Source organism: Streptomyces sp. NPDC045701 (assembly GCF_056432045.1).
In genome coordinates, this window is the sequence record NZ_JBWKJV010000012.1 from 135530 (window position 1) to 155155 (window position 19626).

General features: G+C 71.4%; 17 protein-coding genes. 2 read left to right on the top strand and 15 right to left on the bottom strand.

The window, feature by feature from the left end:
• Positions 1-52 precede the first annotated feature (52 nt).
• The 15 genes from AC07DW_RS16265 to pgsA form a co-directional block, all read right to left on the bottom strand.
• Positions 53-2548 (bottom strand): RelA/SpoT family protein, encoded by a 2496-nt coding sequence (locus AC07DW_RS16265; protein WP_478858303.1) that lies wholly within the window; start codon positions 2546-2548, stop codon positions 53-55.
• Positions 2549-2735: 187 nt separating this feature from the next.
• Complete coding sequence (locus tag AC07DW_RS16270; RefSeq protein ID WP_478858304.1) at positions 2736-3278, bottom strand: adenine phosphoribosyltransferase; 543 nt, start codon at positions 3276-3278, stop codon at positions 2736-2738.
• Positions 3275-4381 carry a protein translocase subunit SecF gene (secF, locus tag AC07DW_RS16275; RefSeq protein ID WP_478858305.1) on the bottom strand — a complete coding sequence of 369 codons (1107 nt, stop codon included), beginning with the start codon at positions 4379-4381 and terminating at the stop codon, positions 3275-3277. The genes AC07DW_RS16270 and secF overlap by 4 nt, the downstream gene beginning before the upstream one ends.
• A gap of 1 nt (position 4382) precedes the next feature.
• Positions 4383-6134, bottom strand: a complete 1752-nt coding sequence (secD, locus tag AC07DW_RS16280; protein ID WP_478858306.1) for a protein translocase subunit SecD — start codon at positions 6132-6134, stop codon at positions 4383-4385.
• Positions 6135-6275: 141 nt separating this feature from the next.
• Positions 6276-6761, bottom strand: coding sequence for a preprotein translocase subunit YajC (yajC, locus tag AC07DW_RS16285; protein WP_478858307.1), 486 nt, complete (start codon positions 6759-6761; stop codon positions 6276-6278).
• Positions 6762-6928: 167 nt separating this feature from the next.
• Positions 6929-8011: a Holliday junction branch migration DNA helicase RuvB gene (ruvB, locus tag AC07DW_RS16290; protein ID WP_478858308.1), complete on the bottom strand. Its 1083-nt coding sequence runs from the start codon at positions 8009-8011 to the stop codon at positions 6929-6931.
• 49 nt (positions 8012-8060) lie between these two features.
• The gene (ruvA, locus tag AC07DW_RS16295) at positions 8061-8678 is read right to left on the bottom strand and encodes a Holliday junction branch migration protein RuvA (RefSeq protein WP_478858309.1); all 618 of its coding nucleotides are present in this window, start codon (positions 8676-8678) and stop codon (positions 8061-8063) included.
• Positions 8675-9208, bottom strand: coding sequence for a crossover junction endodeoxyribonuclease RuvC (gene ruvC / locus AC07DW_RS16300; RefSeq protein ID WP_478858310.1), 534 nt, complete (start codon positions 9206-9208; stop codon positions 8675-8677). The genes ruvA and ruvC overlap by 4 nt, the downstream gene beginning before the upstream one ends.
• A gap of 143 nt (positions 9209-9351) precedes the next feature.
• On the bottom strand, positions 9352-10104 hold the full coding sequence (locus AC07DW_RS16305) for a YebC/PmpR family DNA-binding transcriptional regulator (protein ID WP_189552813.1): 753 nt from the start codon (positions 10102-10104) through the stop codon (positions 9352-9354).
• A 62-nt stretch (positions 10105-10166) separates the two neighbouring features.
• The gene (pdxT, locus tag AC07DW_RS16310; protein WP_478858311.1) at positions 10167-10757 is read right to left on the bottom strand and encodes a pyridoxal 5'-phosphate synthase glutaminase subunit PdxT; all 591 of its coding nucleotides are present in this window, start codon (positions 10755-10757) and stop codon (positions 10167-10169) included.
• Positions 10757-11665, bottom strand: a complete 909-nt coding sequence (gene pdxS, locus AC07DW_RS16315) for a pyridoxal 5'-phosphate synthase lyase subunit PdxS (RefSeq protein ID WP_064068056.1) — start codon at positions 11663-11665, stop codon at positions 10757-10759. Before pdxS ends, pdxT begins: the two co-directional genes overlap by 1 nt.
• A 143-nt stretch (positions 11666-11808) precedes the next feature.
• Positions 11809-12357: a hypothetical protein gene (locus tag AC07DW_RS16320; protein WP_478858312.1), complete on the bottom strand. Its 549-nt coding sequence runs from the start codon at positions 12355-12357 to the stop codon at positions 11809-11811.
• Positions 12358-12554: 197 nt separating this feature from the next.
• Positions 12555-13715 (bottom strand): glycosyltransferase family 4 protein, encoded by a 1161-nt coding sequence (locus AC07DW_RS16325; protein ID WP_478858313.1) that lies wholly within the window; start codon positions 13713-13715, stop codon positions 12555-12557.
• Complete coding sequence (locus AC07DW_RS16330) at positions 13712-14617, bottom strand: phosphatidylinositol mannoside acyltransferase (RefSeq protein WP_478858337.1); 906 nt, start codon at positions 14615-14617, stop codon at positions 13712-13714. Before AC07DW_RS16330 ends, AC07DW_RS16325 begins: the two co-directional genes overlap by 4 nt.
• A 5-nt stretch (positions 14618-14622) precedes the next feature.
• Entirely contained in the window at positions 14623-15297 is a 675-nt protein-coding gene (gene pgsA, locus AC07DW_RS16335) for a phosphatidylinositol phosphate synthase (RefSeq protein ID WP_478858314.1), read from the bottom strand.
• A gap of 256 nt (positions 15298-15553) precedes the next feature.
• Here pgsA and AC07DW_RS16340 point away from each other — a divergent pair, with 256 nt between their 5' ends.
• Both AC07DW_RS16340 and AC07DW_RS16345 read left to right on the top strand, forming a co-directional pair.
• Positions 15554-17755: an elongation factor G-like protein EF-G2 gene (locus AC07DW_RS16340; RefSeq protein WP_478858315.1), complete on the top strand. Its 2202-nt coding sequence runs from the start codon at positions 15554-15556 to the stop codon at positions 17753-17755.
• A 182-nt stretch (positions 17756-17937) separates the two neighbouring features.
• Positions 17938-19584, top strand: coding sequence for a hypothetical protein (locus tag AC07DW_RS16345; protein WP_478858338.1), 1647 nt, complete (start codon positions 17938-17940; stop codon positions 19582-19584).
• Positions 19585-19626 lie beyond the last annotated feature (42 nt).

A 19626-nucleotide genomic window follows, 5' to 3' on the forward strand; every position in this document is an offset into this window, starting at 1 on the left:
TTTCGCTGTGCTCACACAGTCCGCGTGTCGCCAACGTCCCGAAACGACACGCCTAGGGCCTGCGGGCCGAGGTGACGCGGTACACGTCGTACACGCCCTCCACGCCGCGTACGGCCTTCAGGACGTGCCCCAGGTGCTTGGGGTCGCCCATCTCGAAGGTGAAGCGGGAGGTGGCCACCCGGTCGCGGGAGGTCTGGACGGCCGCCGACAGGATGTTGACGTGCTGGTCGGACAGGACGCGGGTGACGTCCGACAGGAGGCGGGAGCGGTCCAGGGCCTCAACCTGGATGGCGACCAGGAAGACCGAGGACTGGGTGGGCGCCCATTCGACGTCGAGGATCCGCTCCGGCTGCTGCGACAGCGAGTCCACGTTGACGCAGTCGGCGCGGTGGACCGATACGCCGCTGCCCCGGGTGACGAAGCCGATGATGGGGTCGCCCGGCACCGGCGTGCAGCAGCGGGCGAGCTTGACCCAGACGTCCTCGACGCCCTTGACGACCACGCCGGGGTCGGCCTTGGCGCGCCGCTTGCCGCGCCCGCGGGACGGCGGCGCGGACTCGGCGATGTCCTCGCTCGCGGCCTCCTCGCCGCCGAGGGCCTGCACCAGCTTCTGGACGACGCCCTGGGCCGCGACGTGCCCCTCGCCGATGGCCGCGTACAGCGAGGAGATGTCGGGGTAGCGCATCTCGTGGGCCAGGGTGACCAGCGAGTCGCCGGTGAGGATGCGCTGGATCGGCAGGTTCTGCTTGCGCATCGCGCGCGCGATGGCGTCCTTGCCCTGCTCGATCGCCTCGTCGCGGCGCTCCTTGGAGAACCAGGCACGGATCTTGTTGCGGGCCCGCGGCGACTTGACGAAGCCGAGCCAGTCGCGGGACGGTCCGGCGCCGGCGGCCTTGGAGGTGAAGACCTCCACCAGGTCGCCGTTGTCGAGGGTCGACTCCAGCGGTACGAGCCGGCCGTTGACCCGTGCCCCTATGGTGCGGTGGCCGACCTCGGTGTGGACGGCGTACGCGAAGTCGACCGGGGTGGCGCCCGCGGGCAGCGCTATGACGTCACCCTTGGGGGTGAAGACGAAGACCTCGTTGCGGGACAGGTCGAAGCGCAGCGACTCCAGGAACTCGCTGGGGTCCTCGGTCTCCTTCTGCCAGTCCAGGAGCTGGCGCAGCCACGCCATGTCGTTGACGGTGTCCTGGCCGCGCCCGGTGTTCTTGGGTACGTCGGTGCGCACCTTGGAGGCGCCGGCGACGGCCTCCTGCTTGTACTTCCAGTGCGCGGCGATGCCGTACTCGGCGCGGCGGTGCATGTCGAACGTACGGATCTGCAGCTCGACGGGCTTGCCGTTGGGGCCGATGACCGTCGTGTGCAGCGACTGGTACATGTTGAACTTCGGCATCGCGATGTAGTCCTTGAACCGGCCGGGGACCGGGTTCCATCGCGCGTGGACGGTGCCGAGGGCGGCGTAGCAGTCGCGGACCGTGTCGACCAGGACGCGGATGCCCACCAGGTCGTAGATCTCCGCGAAGTCACGGCCGCGGACGATCATCTTCTGGTAGACGCTGTAGTAGTGCTTCGGGCGGCCGGTGACGGTCGCCTTGATGCGGGCGGCCCGCAGGTCGGCCTGGACCTCGTCGGTCACTATGGCGAGGTACTCGTCCCGCTTGGGCGCGCGCTCGGCGACGAGGCGGACGATCTCGTCGTACATCTTGGGGTAGAGGATCGCGAAAGCGAGGTCCTCCAGCTCCCACTTGATGGTGTTCATGCCCAGCCGGTGGGCCAGGGGCGCGTAGATCTCGAGGGTCTCGCGAGCCTTCTTCTCCTGCTTCTCCCGCTTGAGGTAGCGCATGGTGCGCATGTTGTGCAGGCGGTCGGCGAGCTTGATGACCAGGACGCGCGGGTCCTTGGCCATGGCGACGACCATCTTGCGGACCGTCTCGGCCTGCGCGGCCTCGCCGAACTTGACCTTGTCCAGCTTGGTGACGCCGTCGACGAGCAGGGCGACCTGGTCGCCGAAGTCCTTGCGCAGCTGCTCCAGGCCGTACTCGGTGTCCTCGACGGTGTCGTGGAGGAGGCCCGCCATCAGGGTCGCGGGGTCCATGCCGAGCTCGGCCAGGATGGTGGTGACGGCGAGCGGGTGCGTGATGTACGGGTCGCCGCTCTTGCGCTTCTGGCCGCGGTGCCAGCGCTCGGCGACCTGGTAGGCGCTCTCGATCTGGCGGAGCGTCGACGCCTCGATCTTCGGGTCGTTGCTGCGCACTATGCGCAGCAGGGGCTCCAGGACCGGGTTGTACGGCGACGAGCGCTGGACGCCCAGCCGGGCGAGACGGGCGCGCACGCGGTTGGAGGAGCCGCCGGAGCGGGCGCCGGCGGGCGGCGTGGACTTGGGGGCCGAGACGGGGGCGGGGCCCTGCGCGCGCTGCGGGGTGGCCGCCTGCGCGTCCGCCGCCTTGTTCAGCGCGGCCTGGTCGGCGGGCGTGGCTGGGGGCGCCGCGGCCTTGTCGGCCTGCTGGTCGGGCTTCGCGGCGGAGAGTGGCTGGGCCTCGTCTGGCAAGAGCGCTCCTCGTGCGGGTCCGGGTCCCCCGGTCAGGCCCGGAATCCCATGGTACTGACCTCGGGCGAGCCGTTCGCCTCCGGACGCCGCCGGACCGGCCGCGCGGGGCCGCCGGGGCGCGGGGACGGCGAAGCGAAACGGGCACCCGGTCTTCCGGGTGCCCGTTCCTGTGCCGTGTGCACGCTGGTCAGAGCGTGATCAGCGCCTCCAGGGGAGCGCCGGCCAGGCTGGGCTCCAGCCGGGCGCGGCCGCCCAGGAAGCCGAGCTCCATGAGTACGGCGACGCCCGCCACCTCGGCTCCGGCCCGCCGGACGAGCTGAAGCGAGGCCTCGGCGGTGCCGCCGGTGGCGAGCACGTCGTCGATGACCATGACGCGGTCACCGGGGAGCAGGTCCTCGGCGTGCACCTCGATCTCGGCGGTGCCGTACTCCAGCTCGTATGCCTGCGACAGGGTCGCGCCGGGGAGCTTGCCCGCCTTGCGGACGGGGACGAAGCCCAGCTTGGCGGTCACGGCGACCGGTGCGGCGAGGATGAACCCGCGCGCCTCCAGGCCGACGATCTTCGTCGCCCCGTGCCGTACGCACAGCTCGGCCAGCGCCTCGGTGAGGGCGGTGAACGCCTCCGGGTCCGCGAGCAGCGGCGTGATGTCCTTGAACGTCACCCCGGCGATGGGGTGGTCGGGGACATCCCGGATGCGGCTGAGCAGGAGCTCCCGCGTGGTGGGGGTCATCGGCGCTTGCCCCGCCCTCGGGTGGGCTGGCGGCGCTGGCCGACCACGGCGCCGGCGGGAGCCGCGTCCTGCGGCTCGTCGTCCCGGTCGTCGTCGTGAGCCGCGGTGTCCGTCGCGTCCCCGGGCTCGCCCTTGGCCGCCTGGGCTCGCTTGGCGAGGACGCGCTTCTTCAGCGCCTTGATCTGCGGGTCGCGTTCCTTGAGGTCGGCGACGAGCGGCGTGGCGATGAAGATCGACGAGTAGGCACCGGCCGCGAGACCCACGAACAGCGACAGCGAGATGTCGTTGAGCATGCCCGCGCCGAGGAAGCCGCCGCCGATGAACAGCAGGCCGGCCACCGGGAGCAGCGCCACGACCGTGGTGTTGATGGAGCGGACCAGGGTGCTGTTGAGGCTGCGGTTGGCGATCTCGCTGTACGTCCAGCGGGTCTGCTTGGTGATGTCCTTCGACGCCTCCTTCAGACCGTCGAAGACGACGACGGTGTCGTAGAGGGAGTAGCCGAGGATGGTCAGCAGACCGATCACCGTGCCCGGGGTGACCTCGAAGCCCACCAGCGCGTAGATGCCCACGGTGATCGTCAGGTCGTGGATCAGGGCGATCAGTGCGGCGACGGCCATGCGCCACTCGAAGGCGATCGCCAGGTAGACCACGACGAGGACCATGAAGACGCCGAGGCCGGTCCATGCCTTGTTGGCGATCTGCTCGCCCCAGCTGGGGCCGACGATGTCGACGGTCAGGTCCTTGGTGGCGATGCCGAAGTCGGACGCCAGCTCGGACTTGATCTTGTTCGATTCGGAGGTCGACACATCGCTGATCTGGATGCGCAGGCCACCGCTGCCCAGTTCCTGGACGATCGGGATGTGGCCGGAGATCTCCTCCGCCGTCTCCCGTGCCTCCTCGGTGGACACCGAGAGCTTGGGCGTCGTGACGACGACGCCGCCCTTGAACTCGATGCCCATGTTGAGGCCCTGCACCATCAGTCCGGCGATGGCCGTGATGGTGATCAGGATGGAGACGCCGTACCAGATCATCCGCTTGCCGACGAAGTCGTACCCGACCTCACCGCGGTACAGGCGCGCGCCCATGCTGCCGAGTCGTGACATCTCACGCCTCCTTCGGTTCGGTGGTGGCGGAGAGACGCCGCGAGCGGCGCAGCGGGGGCTTGGCCCCGAGCCGCTTCGGGTCCAGACCCGACCAGGGGTGACCACTGCTGAAGAACGTGGTGCGGGCCATCAGCGTCATCAGCGGCTTGGTGAAGAAGAACACCACGACCACGTCGAGCAGGGTGGTCAGACCGAGCGTGAACGCGAAGCCCTGGACCTTGCCGACGGTGACGATGAAGAGCACGGCCGCGGCGAGGAACGACACGAAGTCGGAGACCAGGATGGTCCGCCGGGCCCGCGGCCAGCCGCGCTCGACGGCGGGGCGCAGCGTGCGGCCCTCGCGGATCTCGTCCCGGACCCGCTCGAAGTACACGATGAACGAGTCGGCGGTGATACCGATGGCCACGATGGCGCCGCAGACGGCCGGCAGGTTCAGCGCGAAGCCGATGGCCGGGCCGAGCAGCGACATGAGCGCGTAGGTGAGGGCGGCCGAGATCAGCAGGCTGAGCAGGGCGATGATCGACAGGCCGCGGTAGTAGACGACCAGGTAGATCACGACCAGCGCGAGACCGATGGCGCCCGCGATGAGACCGGCCTTGAGCTGCTCACCACCGAGTGCGGCGGTGACGGTGGTGACGCTCTCCTGCTCGAACGACAGCGGGAGCGCGCCGTACGACAGGATGTTGGCCAGTTCCGTGGCCGACTGCTGGTCGAAGCTGCCGGAGATCTCGGCGCTGCCGCCGCCGATGGCGCTGCTGACGGACGGGGCGGAGACGACCTGGCCGTCGAGGGTGATCGCGAACTGGTTCTGCGGCTGGGCCTGGCCGGCCAGCTTGCCGGTGGTGGCCGCGAACTTCTTGGTGCCGGCGTCGGTGAACCCGAGCTGGACGATCCAGCGGCCGCGCTGCGGGTCGAGGACGCCCGATGCCTCGTCGACGTCCGTGCCGGCGACCTCGGCCGGGCCGAGGATGTACTTGGCGTCGCCCTCCTGGCCGCAGGCCACGGTCGGCTTGGCCGGGTCGGCGTCCTGCGCCGGGTTGGGCACCTCCTTGGTGCCCTTCTTCGGCGTGCAGTCCAGCGCGGCGAACTGCTTGTCCAGCGCGGCGACGGCCGCGGCGCCGGAGGCGGAGGGCTGCGGGGCCGGCGGGGTGGCGGCCGGCTTGCCGGACGTGCTCGCCCCGGGGGACGGCGACTCGTCCTGCTTCAGGGCCTCGGGGACGGCACGACCCTGGGTGGTGGCGGTCGGCTTGGGGCTGGGCGAGGACGACGCCTTGCCGCTGGGCTTGCCGCTCGGCGTGGCGCTCGGGGAGCCGTCGGCCGAGGGCTCGGGGAGCGGGGCGCTGCCGGTGACGGCGAGGACCGGCCGGAAGTACAGCTCGGCGGTCGTGCCGACCTGCTTCTGGGCCTTCTCGGAGTCGGTCGCCCGGGGGATGTTGACGATGATGTGCTCGGTGCCCTGCTGCTGGACCTCGGCCTCCGAGACACCGAGCCCGTTGACACGGCGCTCGATGATGCCGATCGCGGTCTGCATGTTGGTGTTGTTGACCGCGTTCGGCTTACCGGGGTCGCTCTCGGCCTTCAACGTGATGCTCGTACCGCCGGCGAGGTCGATGCCCAGGCGCGGGGTGGTCTCGCCCGACCAGAACATCCCGCCGATCAGGGCGCCGATGGCGATCAGGATCGCGGCCAGGGCGCGTCCCGGCTTGCCCGGCCCCCCCGATGCCGGCCCTCGGCCCTTCTTGGGTGCTGCCACCTTCTCGTTTCTCCCTGTCCAACCGCCGCCTACGCCGGGTGAGCGTCGGGGCGGCCACGAAGTGGTGTGGGGAATCCCCCGCGTGTGTCGGCACGGAACGGACCGCGCGCGCCGATCGGCGCCGCGGTCCGTCTGCACGCCTTACTTCGCGTCGGTGTCGCCGTCGCGCTTGTCCTCGGCCTTGGCGTCCTCCGCCTTCGGAGCGGTCTCCGCCTCGTCGGCCTCGTCCTTCTTGCCCAGGTCGATCTTCGCGACGTCGTCGGCGACGGCGGTGTCGACGTCGTCGCTCTGGGTGAGCGAGGAGGCGTCGTCCGGCACGACGGTGCCGTCGGTCTTCAGGTCACCGTCGCCGTGGACGATGCGGTTGTACTCCTCGTCGTCGAGGACGGCCCCGATCGCGTTCTTGGCGTAGACGGCGTGGACTCCCGGAGCTACCTCCAGGAGGACCGTGTCCTCGCCGACCTCCTTGACGGTGGCGTACATCCCCCCGATCGTCCGTACGCCGGTTCCGGGCTGCATCTGGTTGCGCATGGCCACCGCCTGCTGCTGCTTCTTCTTGGCAGAGCGGGTCATCAGGAACATGGCCCCGATGAGGACGATGAACGGCAGGAGAGTCACGATACTCACGGGACGACAAATCCTTCGCACGGTCGCGGGGAGTGCCGCGGCCTGATCTTCGGGGGTGGGTACGCCGCCCTGAAGGGTCGGCATCGGCGGAGTCTAGGCGAGTCCGCATCAATGGAACAACGCCCAGCATGGCACCGCGGTTCCTGCCCCGGCGAGTCTCCTCGCCGTCACGCCCCGAAGAGCCCCTGTTGTCCACTTCCCGCGCCGCCTGCCTGCGGTGGCACGAGCCCGAGGTGCGTCCACGCGGCGGGCGTGGCGACCCTGCCCCGGGGCGTGCGGGCGAGCAGGCCCTCGCGTACGAGGAAGGGTTCGGCCACTTCCTCGACCGTCTCGCGCTCCTCGCCGACGGCCACGGCGAGGGTGGACAGACCGACGGGTCCGCCGCCGAACAGCTTGAGCAGGGCCTTGAGCACGGCCCGGTCGAGGCGGTCAAGGCCGCGGTCGTCCACCTCGTACACCTTGAGCGCGGTGGCGGCGATCTCGCGGGTGATCCGGCCGTCGGCCTTGACCTGGGCGTAGTCGCGGACGCGGCGCAGCAGGCGGTTGGCGATGCGGGGGGTGCCGCGGGACCGGCCGGCGATCTCGGCGGCGCCGTCGGTGTCGATCTCGACGTCCAGCAGCTGGGCGGAGCGGTGGATGACGCGCTGGAGCTCGGCCGGTGCGTAGAACTCCATGTGGGCGGTGAAGCCGAAGCGGTCGCGCAGCGGGGGCGGCAGCAGGCCGGCCCTGGTGGTGGCGCCGACGAGGGTGAAGGGCGGCAGTTCCAGCGGGATGGCGGTGGCGCCGGGGCCCTTGCCGACGATGACGTCGACGCGGAAGTCCTCCATGGCCATGTACAGCATCTCCTCGGCCGGCCGCGACATCCGGTGGATCTCGTCCAGGAAGAGGACCTCGCCCTCCTGGAGGGAGGAGAGGATGGCGGCGAGGTCGCCGGCGTGCTGGATGGCGGGGCCGGAGGTGATGCGGATGGGGGCGCCCATCTCCGCCGCGATGATCATGGACAGGGTGGTCTTGCCGAGACCGGGGGCGCCGGACAGCAGGACGTGGTCGGCGGTGGCGCCTCGGGCCAGGGCGGCCTTGAGCACCAGGTCGAGCTGTTCGCGCACCCGCTCCTGGCCGACGAACTCGTCGAGCGACTTGGGCCGCAGGGCCGCCTCGACGGCCTGGTCCTCCCCGTCGGCGGACGCCCCGACGAGCCGGTCGGCGGCGGCCGGCGTGCTGCTGATGTCGGTGTCGTCGTCCCAGTTCACTGCGGATTGCCTCGTGTGGTCAGGGCGGCGGAGCCGCACGGGTGGAGGGTCATCGGGTGCGGTTCAGCGTCTGGAGGGCGGCCTTCAGCAGCTGCCCGATCTGCGGGTCGCCGCCCGCCGCCTCCGCCTGCGGGGAGACGGCGGACACCGCCTCGTCGGCCTCGCGGGTGGCGTACCCCAGCCCGATCAGGGCGGCGTGCAGCTGGTCGCGCCAGGACGCGGTGACCGCCGTGCCGACGCCCTGCCGGCCGATGTGGGCGCCGATCGGTTCCCCGAGCCGGTCCTTCAGTTCCAGCAGCAGCTTCTGCGCGCCCTTCTTGCCGATGCCCGGCACCGCCGTGAGCGCCTTCTCGTCACCGGACGCCACCGCGACGCGCAGGGCGTCCGGCGTGTGCACGGCGAGCATGGCCTGGGCGAGGCGCGGGCCGACCCCGCTGGCGGTCTGGAGCAGTTCGAACACCTGCCGCTCGTCGTCGTCGGCGAAGCCGTACAGGGTGAGCGAGTCCTCCCGTACCACCAACGACGTGGCGAGCTTCGCCTCCTGACCCACCCTCAGCCCCGAGAGGGTGTCGGGCGTGCACTGGACGGCCATCCCGATGCCGCCGACCTCGATCACGGCGGTGGTCGGGGCGAGGGCGGCGACCGGGCCGGAGACAAAGGCGATCATGCGGTGGGGCCTTTCCTTGCGTGGTGTGCGGCGACCGCCCGCTGGAGGCGGTTCTGGGCGGGGGCCCGCCAGATGTGGCAGATGGCGAGGGCGAGGGCGTCGGCGGCGTCGGCCGGCTTCGGCGGGGCGTCGAGCCGGAGCAGCCGGGTGACCATGGCGCCGATCTGGGCCTTGTCGGCGCGGCCGCTGCCGGTGACGGCGGCCTTGACCTCGCTGGGGGTGTGCAGGGTGACCGGGATGCCCCGGCGGGACGCGCACAGCATGGCGACGGCGCTGGCCTGGGCCGTGCCCATCACCGTACGCACGTTGTGCTGGCTGAAAACCCGCTCCACCGCGACCATCTCGGGGCGGTGGGCGTCCAGCCACTCCTCGATGCCGCGCTCTATCCCGACGAGGCGGTGGCCGATGTCCGCGTCCGCGGGCGTACGGACGACACCGACGCCGAGCATGGTCAGCGGGCGCCCGGCGACGCCCTCGACGACGCCGATACCGCACCGGGTCAGCCCCGGGTCCACCCCCAGAACGCGCACGCCACCCCTCCTTCGCTCAACTGTTTGTGCAGGCTATCGGGTGGCACCGACAACGCGGCGGGGGGGGGGGGGGGGGGGGGGGGGGGGGGGGGGGGGGGGGGGGGGTTGTTCCCCCCCCCCCCCCCCCGCCGCGTGTGGGTGGGTCAGGCGTCGACCTTCGCCATGACGTCGTCGGAGACGTCGAAGTTGGCGAAGACGTTCTGCACGTCGTCGCTGTCCTCCAGCGCGTCGATCAGCTTGAAGATCTTGCGCGCGCCGTCCTCGTCCAGCTCGACCTGCATGGTGGGGACGAAGTTGGCGTCGGCCGAGTCGTAGTCGATGCCGGCCTCCTGGAGGGCGGTGCGGACCGCGACCAGGTCGGTGGCCTCGCTGAGGACCTCGAAGCTCTCGCCGAGGTCGTTGACCTCTTCGGCGCCCGCCTCCAGGACGGCGGCCAGGACGTCGTCCTCGCTCAGCTCGCCCTTGGGGACGATGACGACGCCCTTGCGGTTGAACAGGTACGACACCGAGCCCGGGTCGGCCATGGAGCCGCCGTTGCGGGTCATGGCGACGCGGACGTCGGAGGCGGCGCGGTTGCGGTTGTCGGTGAGGCACTCGATGAGCACCGCGACGCCGTTGGGGCCGTAACCCTCGTACATGATCGTCTCGTAGTCGGCGCCACCGGCCTCCAGGCCGGCGCCGCGCTTGACCGCGGAGTCGATGTTCTTGTTCGGGACCGAGCTCTTCTTGGCCTTCTGGATGGCGTCGTAGAGCGTGGGGTTGCCATCGGGGTCGCCGCCGCCGGTGCGGGCCGCGACCTCGATGTTCTTGATCAGCTTCGCGAAGAGCTTGCCGCGCTTGGCATCGATCACGGCCTTCTTGTGCTTCGTCGTAGCCCATTTAGAGTGGCCGGACATCTGCCTGTCTCCTTCGCGTAACCCATTTCTGAACGAACCCCAGAGATCCTACCGGGATCGGGTCAGGCCGCCGCGCGCACCATGTCGACGAACAGGGCGTGCACCCGGTGGTCGCCGGTCAGTTCGGGGTGGAACGACGTGGCGAGGGCGTTGCCCTGCCGTACGGCGACGATGTGGCCGTCGTGCTCGGCGACGACCTCGGCCCGGGCACCGATCGACTCGACCCAGGGGGCGCGGATGAAGACGCCCTCCACCGGCCCGCCCTCGACGCCCGCGACCTCGACGGCCGCCTCGAAGGACTCGTTCTGGCGCCCGAAGGCGTTGCGGCGGACGATCATGTCGATGCCGCCGAGCGTCTCCTGGCCCGAGCGCGGGTCGAGGATCTTGTCGGCGAGCATGATCAGGCCCGCGCAGGTGCCGTAGACGGGCATGCCCGCCTTGACCCGCTCACGCAGCGGCTCCATGAGACCGAACAGCTCGGCCAGCTTGGAGATGGTGGTGGACTCGCCGCCGGGGATGACCAGGCCGTCGACCTCGGCGAGCTCCTCGGGACGCCGGACCGGCCTGGCCACGGCGTCCGCCGCGGCCAGGGCGATCAGGTGTTCGCGCACGTCGCCCTGGAGGGCCAGGACGCCGATGAGCGGAGTGGTCATCACCAGCCCCGGTTCGCGTAGCGCTCGGCCTCGGGCAGGGTGTCGCAGTTGATGCCGACCATGGCCTCGCCCAGGTTGCGGGAGGCGTCCGCGATGATCTTCGGGTCGTCGTAGAAGGTGGTGGCCTTCACGATGGCGGCGGCGCGCTTGGCCGGGTCGCCCGACTTGAAGATGCCGGAGCCGACGAAGACGCCCTCGGCACCGAGCTGGCGCATCAGCGCGGCGTCGGCCGGGGTGGCGACGCCACCGGCGGAGAACAGCACGACCGGCAGCTTGCCGAGCTCGCTGACCTCCTTGACGAGCTCGTAGGGGGCGCGCAGCTCCTTGGCCGCGGCGTAGAGCTCGTTGTTGTCGAAGCCGCGCAGCTTGGCGATCTCGTTCTTGATCTGGCGCAGGTGGCGGACGGCCTCGACGACATTGCCGGTGCCGGCCTCGCCCTTGGAGCGGATCATGGCCGCGCCCTCGGCGATGCGGCGCAGGGCCTCGCCCAGGTTCGTGGCGCCACAGACGAAGGGGGTGGTGAAGGCCCACTTGTCGGAGTGGTTGACCTCGTCGGCCGGGGTGAGGACCTCGGACTCGTCGATGTAGTCCACGCCGAGGGACTGCAGCACCTGGGCCTCGACGAAGTGGCCGATGCGGGACTTGGCCATGACCGGGATGGAGACCGCGTCGATGATCTCCTCGATCATGTTGGGGTCGGACATCCGGGCCACACCGCCGTCCTTGCGGATGTCGGCCGGGACCCGCTCGAGGGCCATGACGGCCACCGCGCCGGCGTCCTCGGCGATCTTGGCCTGCTCGGCGTTGACCACGTCCATGATCACGCCGCCCTTGAGCTGCTCGGCCATGCCGCGCTTGACGCGGGCGGTGCCGGTCTCGGGGGACTGCGGGGTGCTGGTGCTGGACACGGATGGACCTCACTCAAGAAACGGGGTGGTTTCAACTACACCGAGGAAACCCGGGCCACCCAGGCCACATCAAGGGCCAATGATGAGCCGGTGGCTCGTTTTTGGCCGGACGATCAGCGCCCCGGTGGCCCTTGTCCCCCACCTCAGCCGCTGCCGGGCCGGTCCGCCAGGGCCGTCGGCGGCTCGTCGTCCATCTCGAAGGCCAGCGGGAACGGAGCGTGGCCCGCCAGCCGGAACCAGCGCACGGTGCGGTGCCGACGCAGCGCCCTGGCCGCCCGCACCGAGTCGTTGTGGAACCGGCGGGCCATCGGCACCCGGCGCACCGCCGCCGCCAGCTCCCCGGCCGCCTGTTCGCCGCCGGGTGCCTCCCGTACCGCCTCGACCTGCTCGACCTCGCCGAACACCGCGCGCAGCGCCTGGCTCAGGTCGCTCTCGGCGACCTCACGCTGCTCCTCCTCGGCCTGCCGGGCGGCGTGCGCGGCCTCGTACAGCACGATGGACGCCGCCGGGTCGAGCACGCCCGAGGTGGCCAGCTCCTGGGCGACCGAGGCGCGGCGCAGGAGCTGCGCGTCGAGCGCGGCACGGGCCGCGTCGATCCGGGCGTGCAGCCGGTCGAGCCGGCCGGCGGTCCAGCTCAGGTAGAGGCCGATCGCGACCAGGCCGACGACGATCCAGATGAGGGTTTCGATCACGGGCGGAAAGGCTACCGGGGCGCCGGCTCGTCCCCTTCCCGCACCGACCGGTCACCGGCGAGCGGCACCCGGCCGCGGCGCGGACGAAGCGATCCGTTCCGGCCACCCGGGTACGGGGGATCCCCTCGTGCCGGCGGCGCGGGCCACCTCGTCCGGGAGCGGCCCCCCACGGCTTCGCCGCGCGCTCCGGTACGGCCTCAGTCCCGCCCGAGTCCCCACCGCGCGCGCAGCCCCAGCCGCTCGTCCGTGGCGACCGACGCCGCGCCGTCGGTGACCGTTTCGTAGACCGCCAGGATGTCCGCGCCGACGGTCGACCAGTCGAAGCGGCGGACATGGGCGCTGCCCCGCTCCCGCAGCTCCGCGCGCCGCACCGGGTCGCCGAGCAGCCGGACCGCCGCCTTGGCCAGGGCCTCGGCGTCCTCGTTGCCGAACAGTTCGCCCGCCGCCCCCTGGTCCAGCACCTGGGCGAACGCGTCCAGGTCGCTGGCCAGCACCGGAGCGCCCGCGGACATGGCCTCGACCAGGATGATGCCGAAGCTCTCACCGCCGGTGTTCGGCGCCACGTACACGTCCACGCTGCGCAGCAGCCGCGCCTTGTCCTCGTCGCTGACCATGCCGAGGAACTCCACGCGCTCCCGCATGCCTGCCGGGAGCGATGCGACGGCCTCCTCCTCGTCGCCCCGGCCCGCGACCAGCAGGCGGGTGCCGGGACGGGCCGCGAGGATCTTCGGGAGGGCCCTCATCAGCACGGGCAGGCCCTTGCGCGGCTCGTCGATCCGGCCGATGAACCCGATCGTGCCGCCCTGCCACTCCGGGTTCGGCTCGGCCTTGGCGAAGAAGTCGACGTCCACTCCGTTGGGGATGACGACCGCGTCGCCGCCCAGGTGCTCGACCAGCGTCCGGCGGGCGTACTCGCTCACCGCGATCCGCGCGCTGATCTTCTCCAGCGCGGGCTGGAGGATCGGGTACGCGGCGATCATCGCCCGCGACCGCGGGTTCGACGTGTGGAACGTGGCCACGATCGGGCCCTGCGCCGCCCAGCAGGACAGCAGCCCCAGCGACGGCGACGCGGGCTCGTGGATGTGGATCACGTCGAAGGTGCCGTCGTGCAGCCACCGCCGCACGCGTGCCGCCGACAGGAACCCGAAGTTCAGCCGGGCCACCGAGCCGTTGTACGGCACGGGGACCGCGCGGCCCGCCGACACGACGTACGGCGGCAGCGGCGTCTCGTCGTCGGCCGGGGCCAGCACCGACACTTCGTGGCCGAGCCGGATCAGGTGCTCTGCCAGGTCCCGGATGTGGAACTGGACGCCGCCCGGTACGTCCCAGGAGTACGGACAGACGATGCCGATCCTCACGCCTCGGGTCCCTTCGCGGGGTCCAGGTCGGCGAGCCACAGCCGCTGCAGCATGTGCCAGTCCTCGGGGTGGTCGGCGATCCCGGCGGCGAAGGCGTCGGCCAGCGCCTGCGTCATGACGGCGGACTTCTCCTTGCGCGTACCGGTCCGCGGCACGTCCACCGGCGGGTGCACGCGCCCCTTCATCACCGATGTGCCGTCGTACCAGAGCGTCGCGGGCAGCAGCAGCGCGCCGGTCTGCTGCGCGAGCATCGCGGGGCCGGCGGGCATCCGCGCCGTCTCGCCGAAGAACGTCACCTCGGCACCCGACGCCGACAGGTCCCGGTCGGCGACCAGGCACACCAGCCCGCCGGCCCGCAGCCGCCGCGCCAGTGTCCCGAACGCCGAGCCGCCGGTGTGCGGCAGGACCTCCATGCCGAGCGACTCCCGGTAGGCCACGAAACGGTCGTACAGCGTCTCGGGCTTCAGCCGCTCGGCGACCGTCGTGAACGGCACGCCCAGCGCACGGGTGGCCCACACGCCCGCCAGGTCCCAGTTGGCCAGGTGCGGCAGCCCCATGACGACGCCCTTGCCGGCCGCCAGGCCGTCCGTCAGGAGGTGCAGGTCCTCGATGTGCACCGCGTCCTTGACGCGTGCCGCGCTCCACTCAGGCAGCCGGAACGACTCCATCCAGTAGCGCATGTACGAGCGCATGCCGGCCTTCGACAGCTCCGCCAGCCGCTCCGGGGAGGCGTCCGGGACCACGCGCGCGAGGTTGGCCTCCAGCCGCAGCACCCCCTGGCCGCGCCGCTTCCACGCGGTGTCCGCGATGCGCCGGCCCAGCCCGGCCGCGACGGGCTCAGGCAGCCTCTTCACCGCGGTCCAGCCGAGCCCGTACAGCGCGTCGGTCAGCCGCTCGCCCACCGCCGTCACGTCGCCTCACTCCCCCTCGCGCCACCGGCAGCACCACCGGCCGCGTCCGCCTCGGCCGACTCGCGCCGCACGGTGACCACCCGCTGCCCCAGGGTCACCGCGGAGCCCACGGCGACCGCCCACAGGGCGATCGGCAGCAGCACCTGAACGCCCGGCACACCGAATCCGTGCAGTCCGGCGAGACCGGCCGCGACCAGTGACAGCACGAGGCGTTCCGCGCGCTCGACCAGCCCGTTGACGGCCACCGGCAGGCCGATCGACTCGCCCCGCGCCTTGGTGTACGACACCACCTGACCGCTGGCCAGGCAGAAGATGGCCACGGCACACAGCATGTCGTCGTCGCCCTTGCCGGCGTACCACAGCGCGAAGCCGCCGAAGATCGCACCGTCGGCGACCCGGTCCAGGGTCGAGTCCAGGAAGGCCCCCCAGCGGCTGGAGATGCCCGCCTGACGGGCCATGTTGCCGTCCACCAGGTCGGAGAAGACGAACAGCGTGATGACGATCGTGCCCCAGAAGAACTCCCCCCGGGGGAAGAAGACCAGCGCGCCCACCACCACGCCGGCCGTGCCGATGAGCGTCACGGCGTCGGGGCTGACCCCGCGGCGGAGCAGAAACGCGGCGAACGGTGTGAGAACACGCGTGAAGAATGCACGCGCGTACTTGTTCAGCATGGCCTTCCCGAGGGTCGGTGGGCCGTGCGGCCCCTACGGCCACCGGCTGGCCCATCGTAGCCAGGCAGCACCACCCGCCGGCCCCGGGCACCCCGCTCCCGTCGCGGTGTCGGACGTATGGACGCAACCTGGCCTGAGTGGAAAGCTCGAAAGACGACCGCGGGCACCGCCGGAGCTGCCCAAGGAGGCTCCCCCGCGCCCGCGCCCCCACCTCCACCGTGCACCCCGCGTGCACTCGCGATCGGGAGGAAGAATCATGGGCGACAAGGCGAACGCACACCCCGGGGCCGCCGGCAGGGCTATGACGGCCGACCAGCCCTCGTCGATACGGAACGTGGTGCTGGTCGGCCACAGCGGATCCGGCAAGACGACCCTCGTGGAGGCCCTCGCGCTGACCGCCGGAGCGGTCAACCGGGCGGGCCGGGTCGAGGAGGGCGGCACGGTCTCCGACTACGACGAGATCGAACACCGCCAGCAACGCTCCGTACAGCTGTCCCTCGTCCCCCTCGAATGGGGCGGGTACAAGATCAACCTGCTGGACACCCCCGGATACGCCGACTTCGTCGGGGAACTCAGGGCCGGTCTGCGCGCCGCGGACGCGGCCCTCTTCGTGGTTTCGGCCGCCCAGGAGGCCGACGCGGTCGCCGGGTCCTGCCGCATGGTGTGGGAGGAGTGCGCGGCGGTCGGCATGCCCCGCGCCGTCGTCGTCACCCACCTCGACACCGCGCGCGTCGACTTCGACGAGCTGACCCGGGTGCTGGCCCGGGTCTTCGGCGGCGACGCCCCCGACGCCATCCTCCCGCTCTACGTCCCCGTGCTGGGCCCCCAGGCGCCCGACGGGCACTCCCCCGCCACCGGTCTCGTGGGGCTCCTCACGCGGAAGGTCTTCGACTACGCGTCGGGCGAGCGGCGGGAGAACCCTCCCGAGGCCGCCCAGCTCCCGCTCATCGCGGGGGCCCGCAACCGCCTGATCGAGGGGATCATCGCCGAGAGTGAGGACGAGTCCCTGATGGACCGCTACCTCGGCGGCGAGGAGATCGACCTCAAGACCCTCATCGAGGACCTGGAGAAGGCCGTGGCACGCGGCTCCTTCCACCCCGTCCTCGCCGCCGCCCCCGCCGCACCCGGCGGACATCAGGGCCTGGGCACCGTCGAGCTGCTTGATCTGATCACCCGCGGCTTCCCCACCCCGCTGGAGCGGGAGGCCCCCGCCGTCACCAGCCCCCAGGGCGCTCCCCGTCCGGCGATCACCTGCGACCCGGACGGGCCGCTCGTGGCCGAGGTCGTCAAGACCTCCTCCGACCCCTACGTCGGCCGGATCTCCCTGGTACGGGTCTTCTCCGGGACGCTGCGCCCCGACGAGACCGTCCACGTGTCGGGGCACGGCCTGGCCGACCGGGGCCATGAGGACCATGACGTCGACGAGCGGATCGGCGCGCTGACCGCGCCGTTCGGCAAACAGCAGCGGCAGCTCGACCACTGCGTCGCCGGCGACCTGGCGTGCGTCGGGAAGCTGTCCCGTGCGGAGACCGGCGACACCCTCTCCGCCAAGGACGACCCGCTTCTGATGGAGCCCTGGACGATGCCCGACCCGCTGCTGCCGCTCGCCATCCAGGCGCACAGCAAGGCGGACGAGGACAAGCTGTCACAGGGGCTCTCCCGGCTCGTCGCCGAGGATCCGACGATGCGCCTGGAACAGAACCAGGACACCCACCAGGTCGTGCTGTGGTGCCTGGGCGAGGCCCACAAGGACGTCGCGCTGGAGCGCCTGCGCAGCCGCTACGGCGTCCAGGTCGACGTCGTGCCGCACAAGGTGTCGCTGCGCGAGACGTTCGCCGGACGGGCCTCGGGCCGCGGGCGGCACGTCAAGCAGTCCGGCGGGCACGGGCAGTACGCGATCTGCGAGATCGAGGTGGAACCGCTGCCGCCCGGCTCCGGCATCGAGTTCGTCGACAAGGTCGTCGGCGGAGCCGTACCGCGCCAGTTCATCCCGTCCGTCGAGAAGGGCGTACGCGCCCAGGCCGCCAAGGGCGTCGCCGCCGGCCACCCCCTCGTCGACGTGCGCGTCACGCTCCTGGACGGCAAGGCGCACTCGGTCGACTCCTCCGACGCGGCCTTCCAGACGGCCGGCGCCCTGGCGCTGCGCGAGGCGGCGGCCGACGCCCGCATCAACCTCCTCGAACCGGTCGCCGAACTCCAAGTCCTGGTACCGGACGAGTTCGTCGGCCCGGTGATGAGCGACCTTTCCGGCCGGCGCGGACGCGTCATCGGCACCGAACAGGCCGGTCAGGGACGGACGCTCGTACGGGCCGACGTACCCGAGATCGAGATCGGGCGGTACGCCGTCGACCTCCGCTCCCTCTCCCACGGAACCGGCCGCTTCGACCGCTCCTACGCACGCCACGAGGCGATGCCCCCGCAGGTCGCCGAGAAGGTCCGCGAACGCGTCGCGGCCTGACCGGAGTTCCCCGTACCGCCGCCCGCCCCACCCCCTGGGGCGGGCGGTATCGCGCCGTCCGCCGACGCGCGGCCCACGTCCTCGATAGGCTGGAGTGCCCCGCTCACCAGGTGTGCCGGGCACGGGGGTTGGGAACAGACCGCAGTGCGGACAGACGCGGCGATGGGGGCGGCGAAGTGACAATGGACAGTTTCGGTCCCGGAGCGCAGGTCCCGCTCCAGGGCTCGGCCGGGCAGACCGTGGCGACGCACGCGCTGGCCTCTGCCGCGTACCGGGAGAACGTCGACGTCGAGGAGATCCTCAAGGCCAACAACGAGTGGCACGAGTCGACCGTCACCAAGGGCAGGTTCTCGCTCTTCAAACCGACCCTCGGCGAGGCGTTCTCCCGCGCCGTGCAGGTCCGGATGCTCGGCGGCGCCCGCAAACCGCTCATCCAGTCCTTCGGCACCGATCCCCAGCCGGTCGTGGAGCACTGTCTGGCCGCCTCCAACATCCGCAAGCAGCGGGACACCCGGCTGACGCTCATCACCGTGCTCTTCGGGGTGCTGTTCCTGCCGGGCATGCTGGTGTGGCTGACCGTCTTCCAGCTGCGCCGCACCCTCGCCGCCGGTACGGCCGGCAAGCGCTCCGGCGCGCTGGGCACCCTGCTGCTCGTCGGGGTGGGCATCCTGGCCGCCCTGTTCCTCTTCAAGCTGCCGTTCACCGGTTTCCTCGCGCTCTACCTCCGCGCCATGTTCGTCGCCCCGGTGATCGGCTGGTTCCTGGCCAAGCGGATCTGCGAATCGACCGCGAAGGACCTGCGGGCCCGCTGGGAGTCCCTGCTCAGCGGCGGTGGCGGCATCGGCCCAAAGATCCCCGAAGCGGTGCCGCACGACCCCAACGAGACCGCCGCCGAGGAGCTGCGCCTCCAGCTGGAGAAGCTCACCGCCGAGCAGCGTTCCAACGTCGTCTTCTACGCCGGACCCAAGGGCATCCTCGGCATGGGGACCCGCTGGGGCAGCTGGCACCTCGCCGAGGAACTCGTCCCGAAGGAGGGCAAGGAGATCCACGCCTTCCGCACCTGGGACGTGATCCGCCCCATCCACGACGAGCTCAAGCTGCTGGAGCGCGGCACTCTCAAGACCGGGTTCCCCACCCCGTCCGTGAAGCACTGGATCGTCACCCCCGTCGGGGAGGGGGCCAAGGAGGTCGCCCGGCCGGAGGGCGAGGACGTCGTGGCGTACCAGGTGAAGCCGCACGAGATACAGCGCGTCTGCAACGAGAACCAGTTCGGCAAGGGCAACCGCCACTACCTGGGCGTGCAGTTCGTGCTGTGGGACGGCCAGCTGGTCCTCACGATGATGGTCACCGTCACGGCGCTCCTGCACACGCTGCGCATCGAGGTCACCGGGCACGCCCTCGGCCCCGTGCACGGCCTGTTCATGACGAAGCCGGAGCCCAAGAAGAAGGTGGTCTCGAAGACCGTACGGTTCTGGGAGACCAAGGAGATCCCGCTGCCGCTGATCGACAACGACGAGGTGGTGCGCCTCGCGGTCCGGGCGCCGCTGACCTGGTTCCCGCCGGTGCTGGACTTCCTCGGCGGCAAGCTGGTCCTGCCGGAGCCCTTCGGGCTGCGGCACGCCTGGGCCTCCCAGCCCTGGCGCCACCGTTTCATGGCCGACGACGCCATCCGCGCGGCGACCCCGGTCATGCGGGCGGTGCACACCGCGACCATCAAGATGCTCGACGAGCACGGCGTGGACACCGAGCGCTTCGCCAACCGGTCGATGGTCCTCAGCGGCAGCGTCCAGGACCCGATGCCGAAGAAGGCGGACACGTACGACGCGTGACGCGGGCGCCGCGATGGGCCGGGCGCCACGCGTCGCGGCGGC

What these genes read in the sequence shown, in the direction of transcription:
- AC07DW_RS16270 (WP_478858304.1), bottom strand. Translation starts at nt 3,278, where the DNA reads ATGACCCCCACCACGCGGGAGCTCCTGCTCAGCCGCATCCGGGATGTC.
- secF (WP_478858305.1), bottom strand. Translation starts at nt 4,381, where the DNA reads ATGTCACGACTCGGCAGCATGGGCGCGCGCCTGTACCGCGGTGAGGTC.
- ruvA (WP_478858309.1), bottom strand. Translation starts at nt 8,678, where the DNA reads ATGATCGCCTTTGTCTCCGGCCCGGTCGCCGCCCTCGCCCCGACCACC.
- AC07DW_RS16305 (WP_189552813.1), bottom strand. Translation starts at nt 10,104, where the DNA reads ATGTCCGGCCACTCTAAATGGGCTACGACGAAGCACAAGAAGGCCGTG.
- pdxT (WP_478858311.1), bottom strand. Translation starts at nt 10,757, where the DNA reads ATGACCACTCCGCTCATCGGCGTCCTGGCCCTCCAGGGCGACGTGCGC.
- pgsA (WP_478858314.1), bottom strand. Translation starts at nt 15,297, where the DNA reads ATGCTGAACAAGTACGCGCGTGCATTCTTCACGCGTGTTCTCACACCG.
- AC07DW_RS16340 (WP_478858315.1), top strand. Translation starts at nt 15,554, where the DNA reads ATGGGCGACAAGGCGAACGCACACCCCGGGGCCGCCGGCAGGGCTATG.
- AC07DW_RS16345 (WP_478858338.1), top strand. Translation starts at nt 17,938, where the DNA reads ATGGACAGTTTCGGTCCCGGAGCGCAGGTCCCGCTCCAGGGCTCGGCC.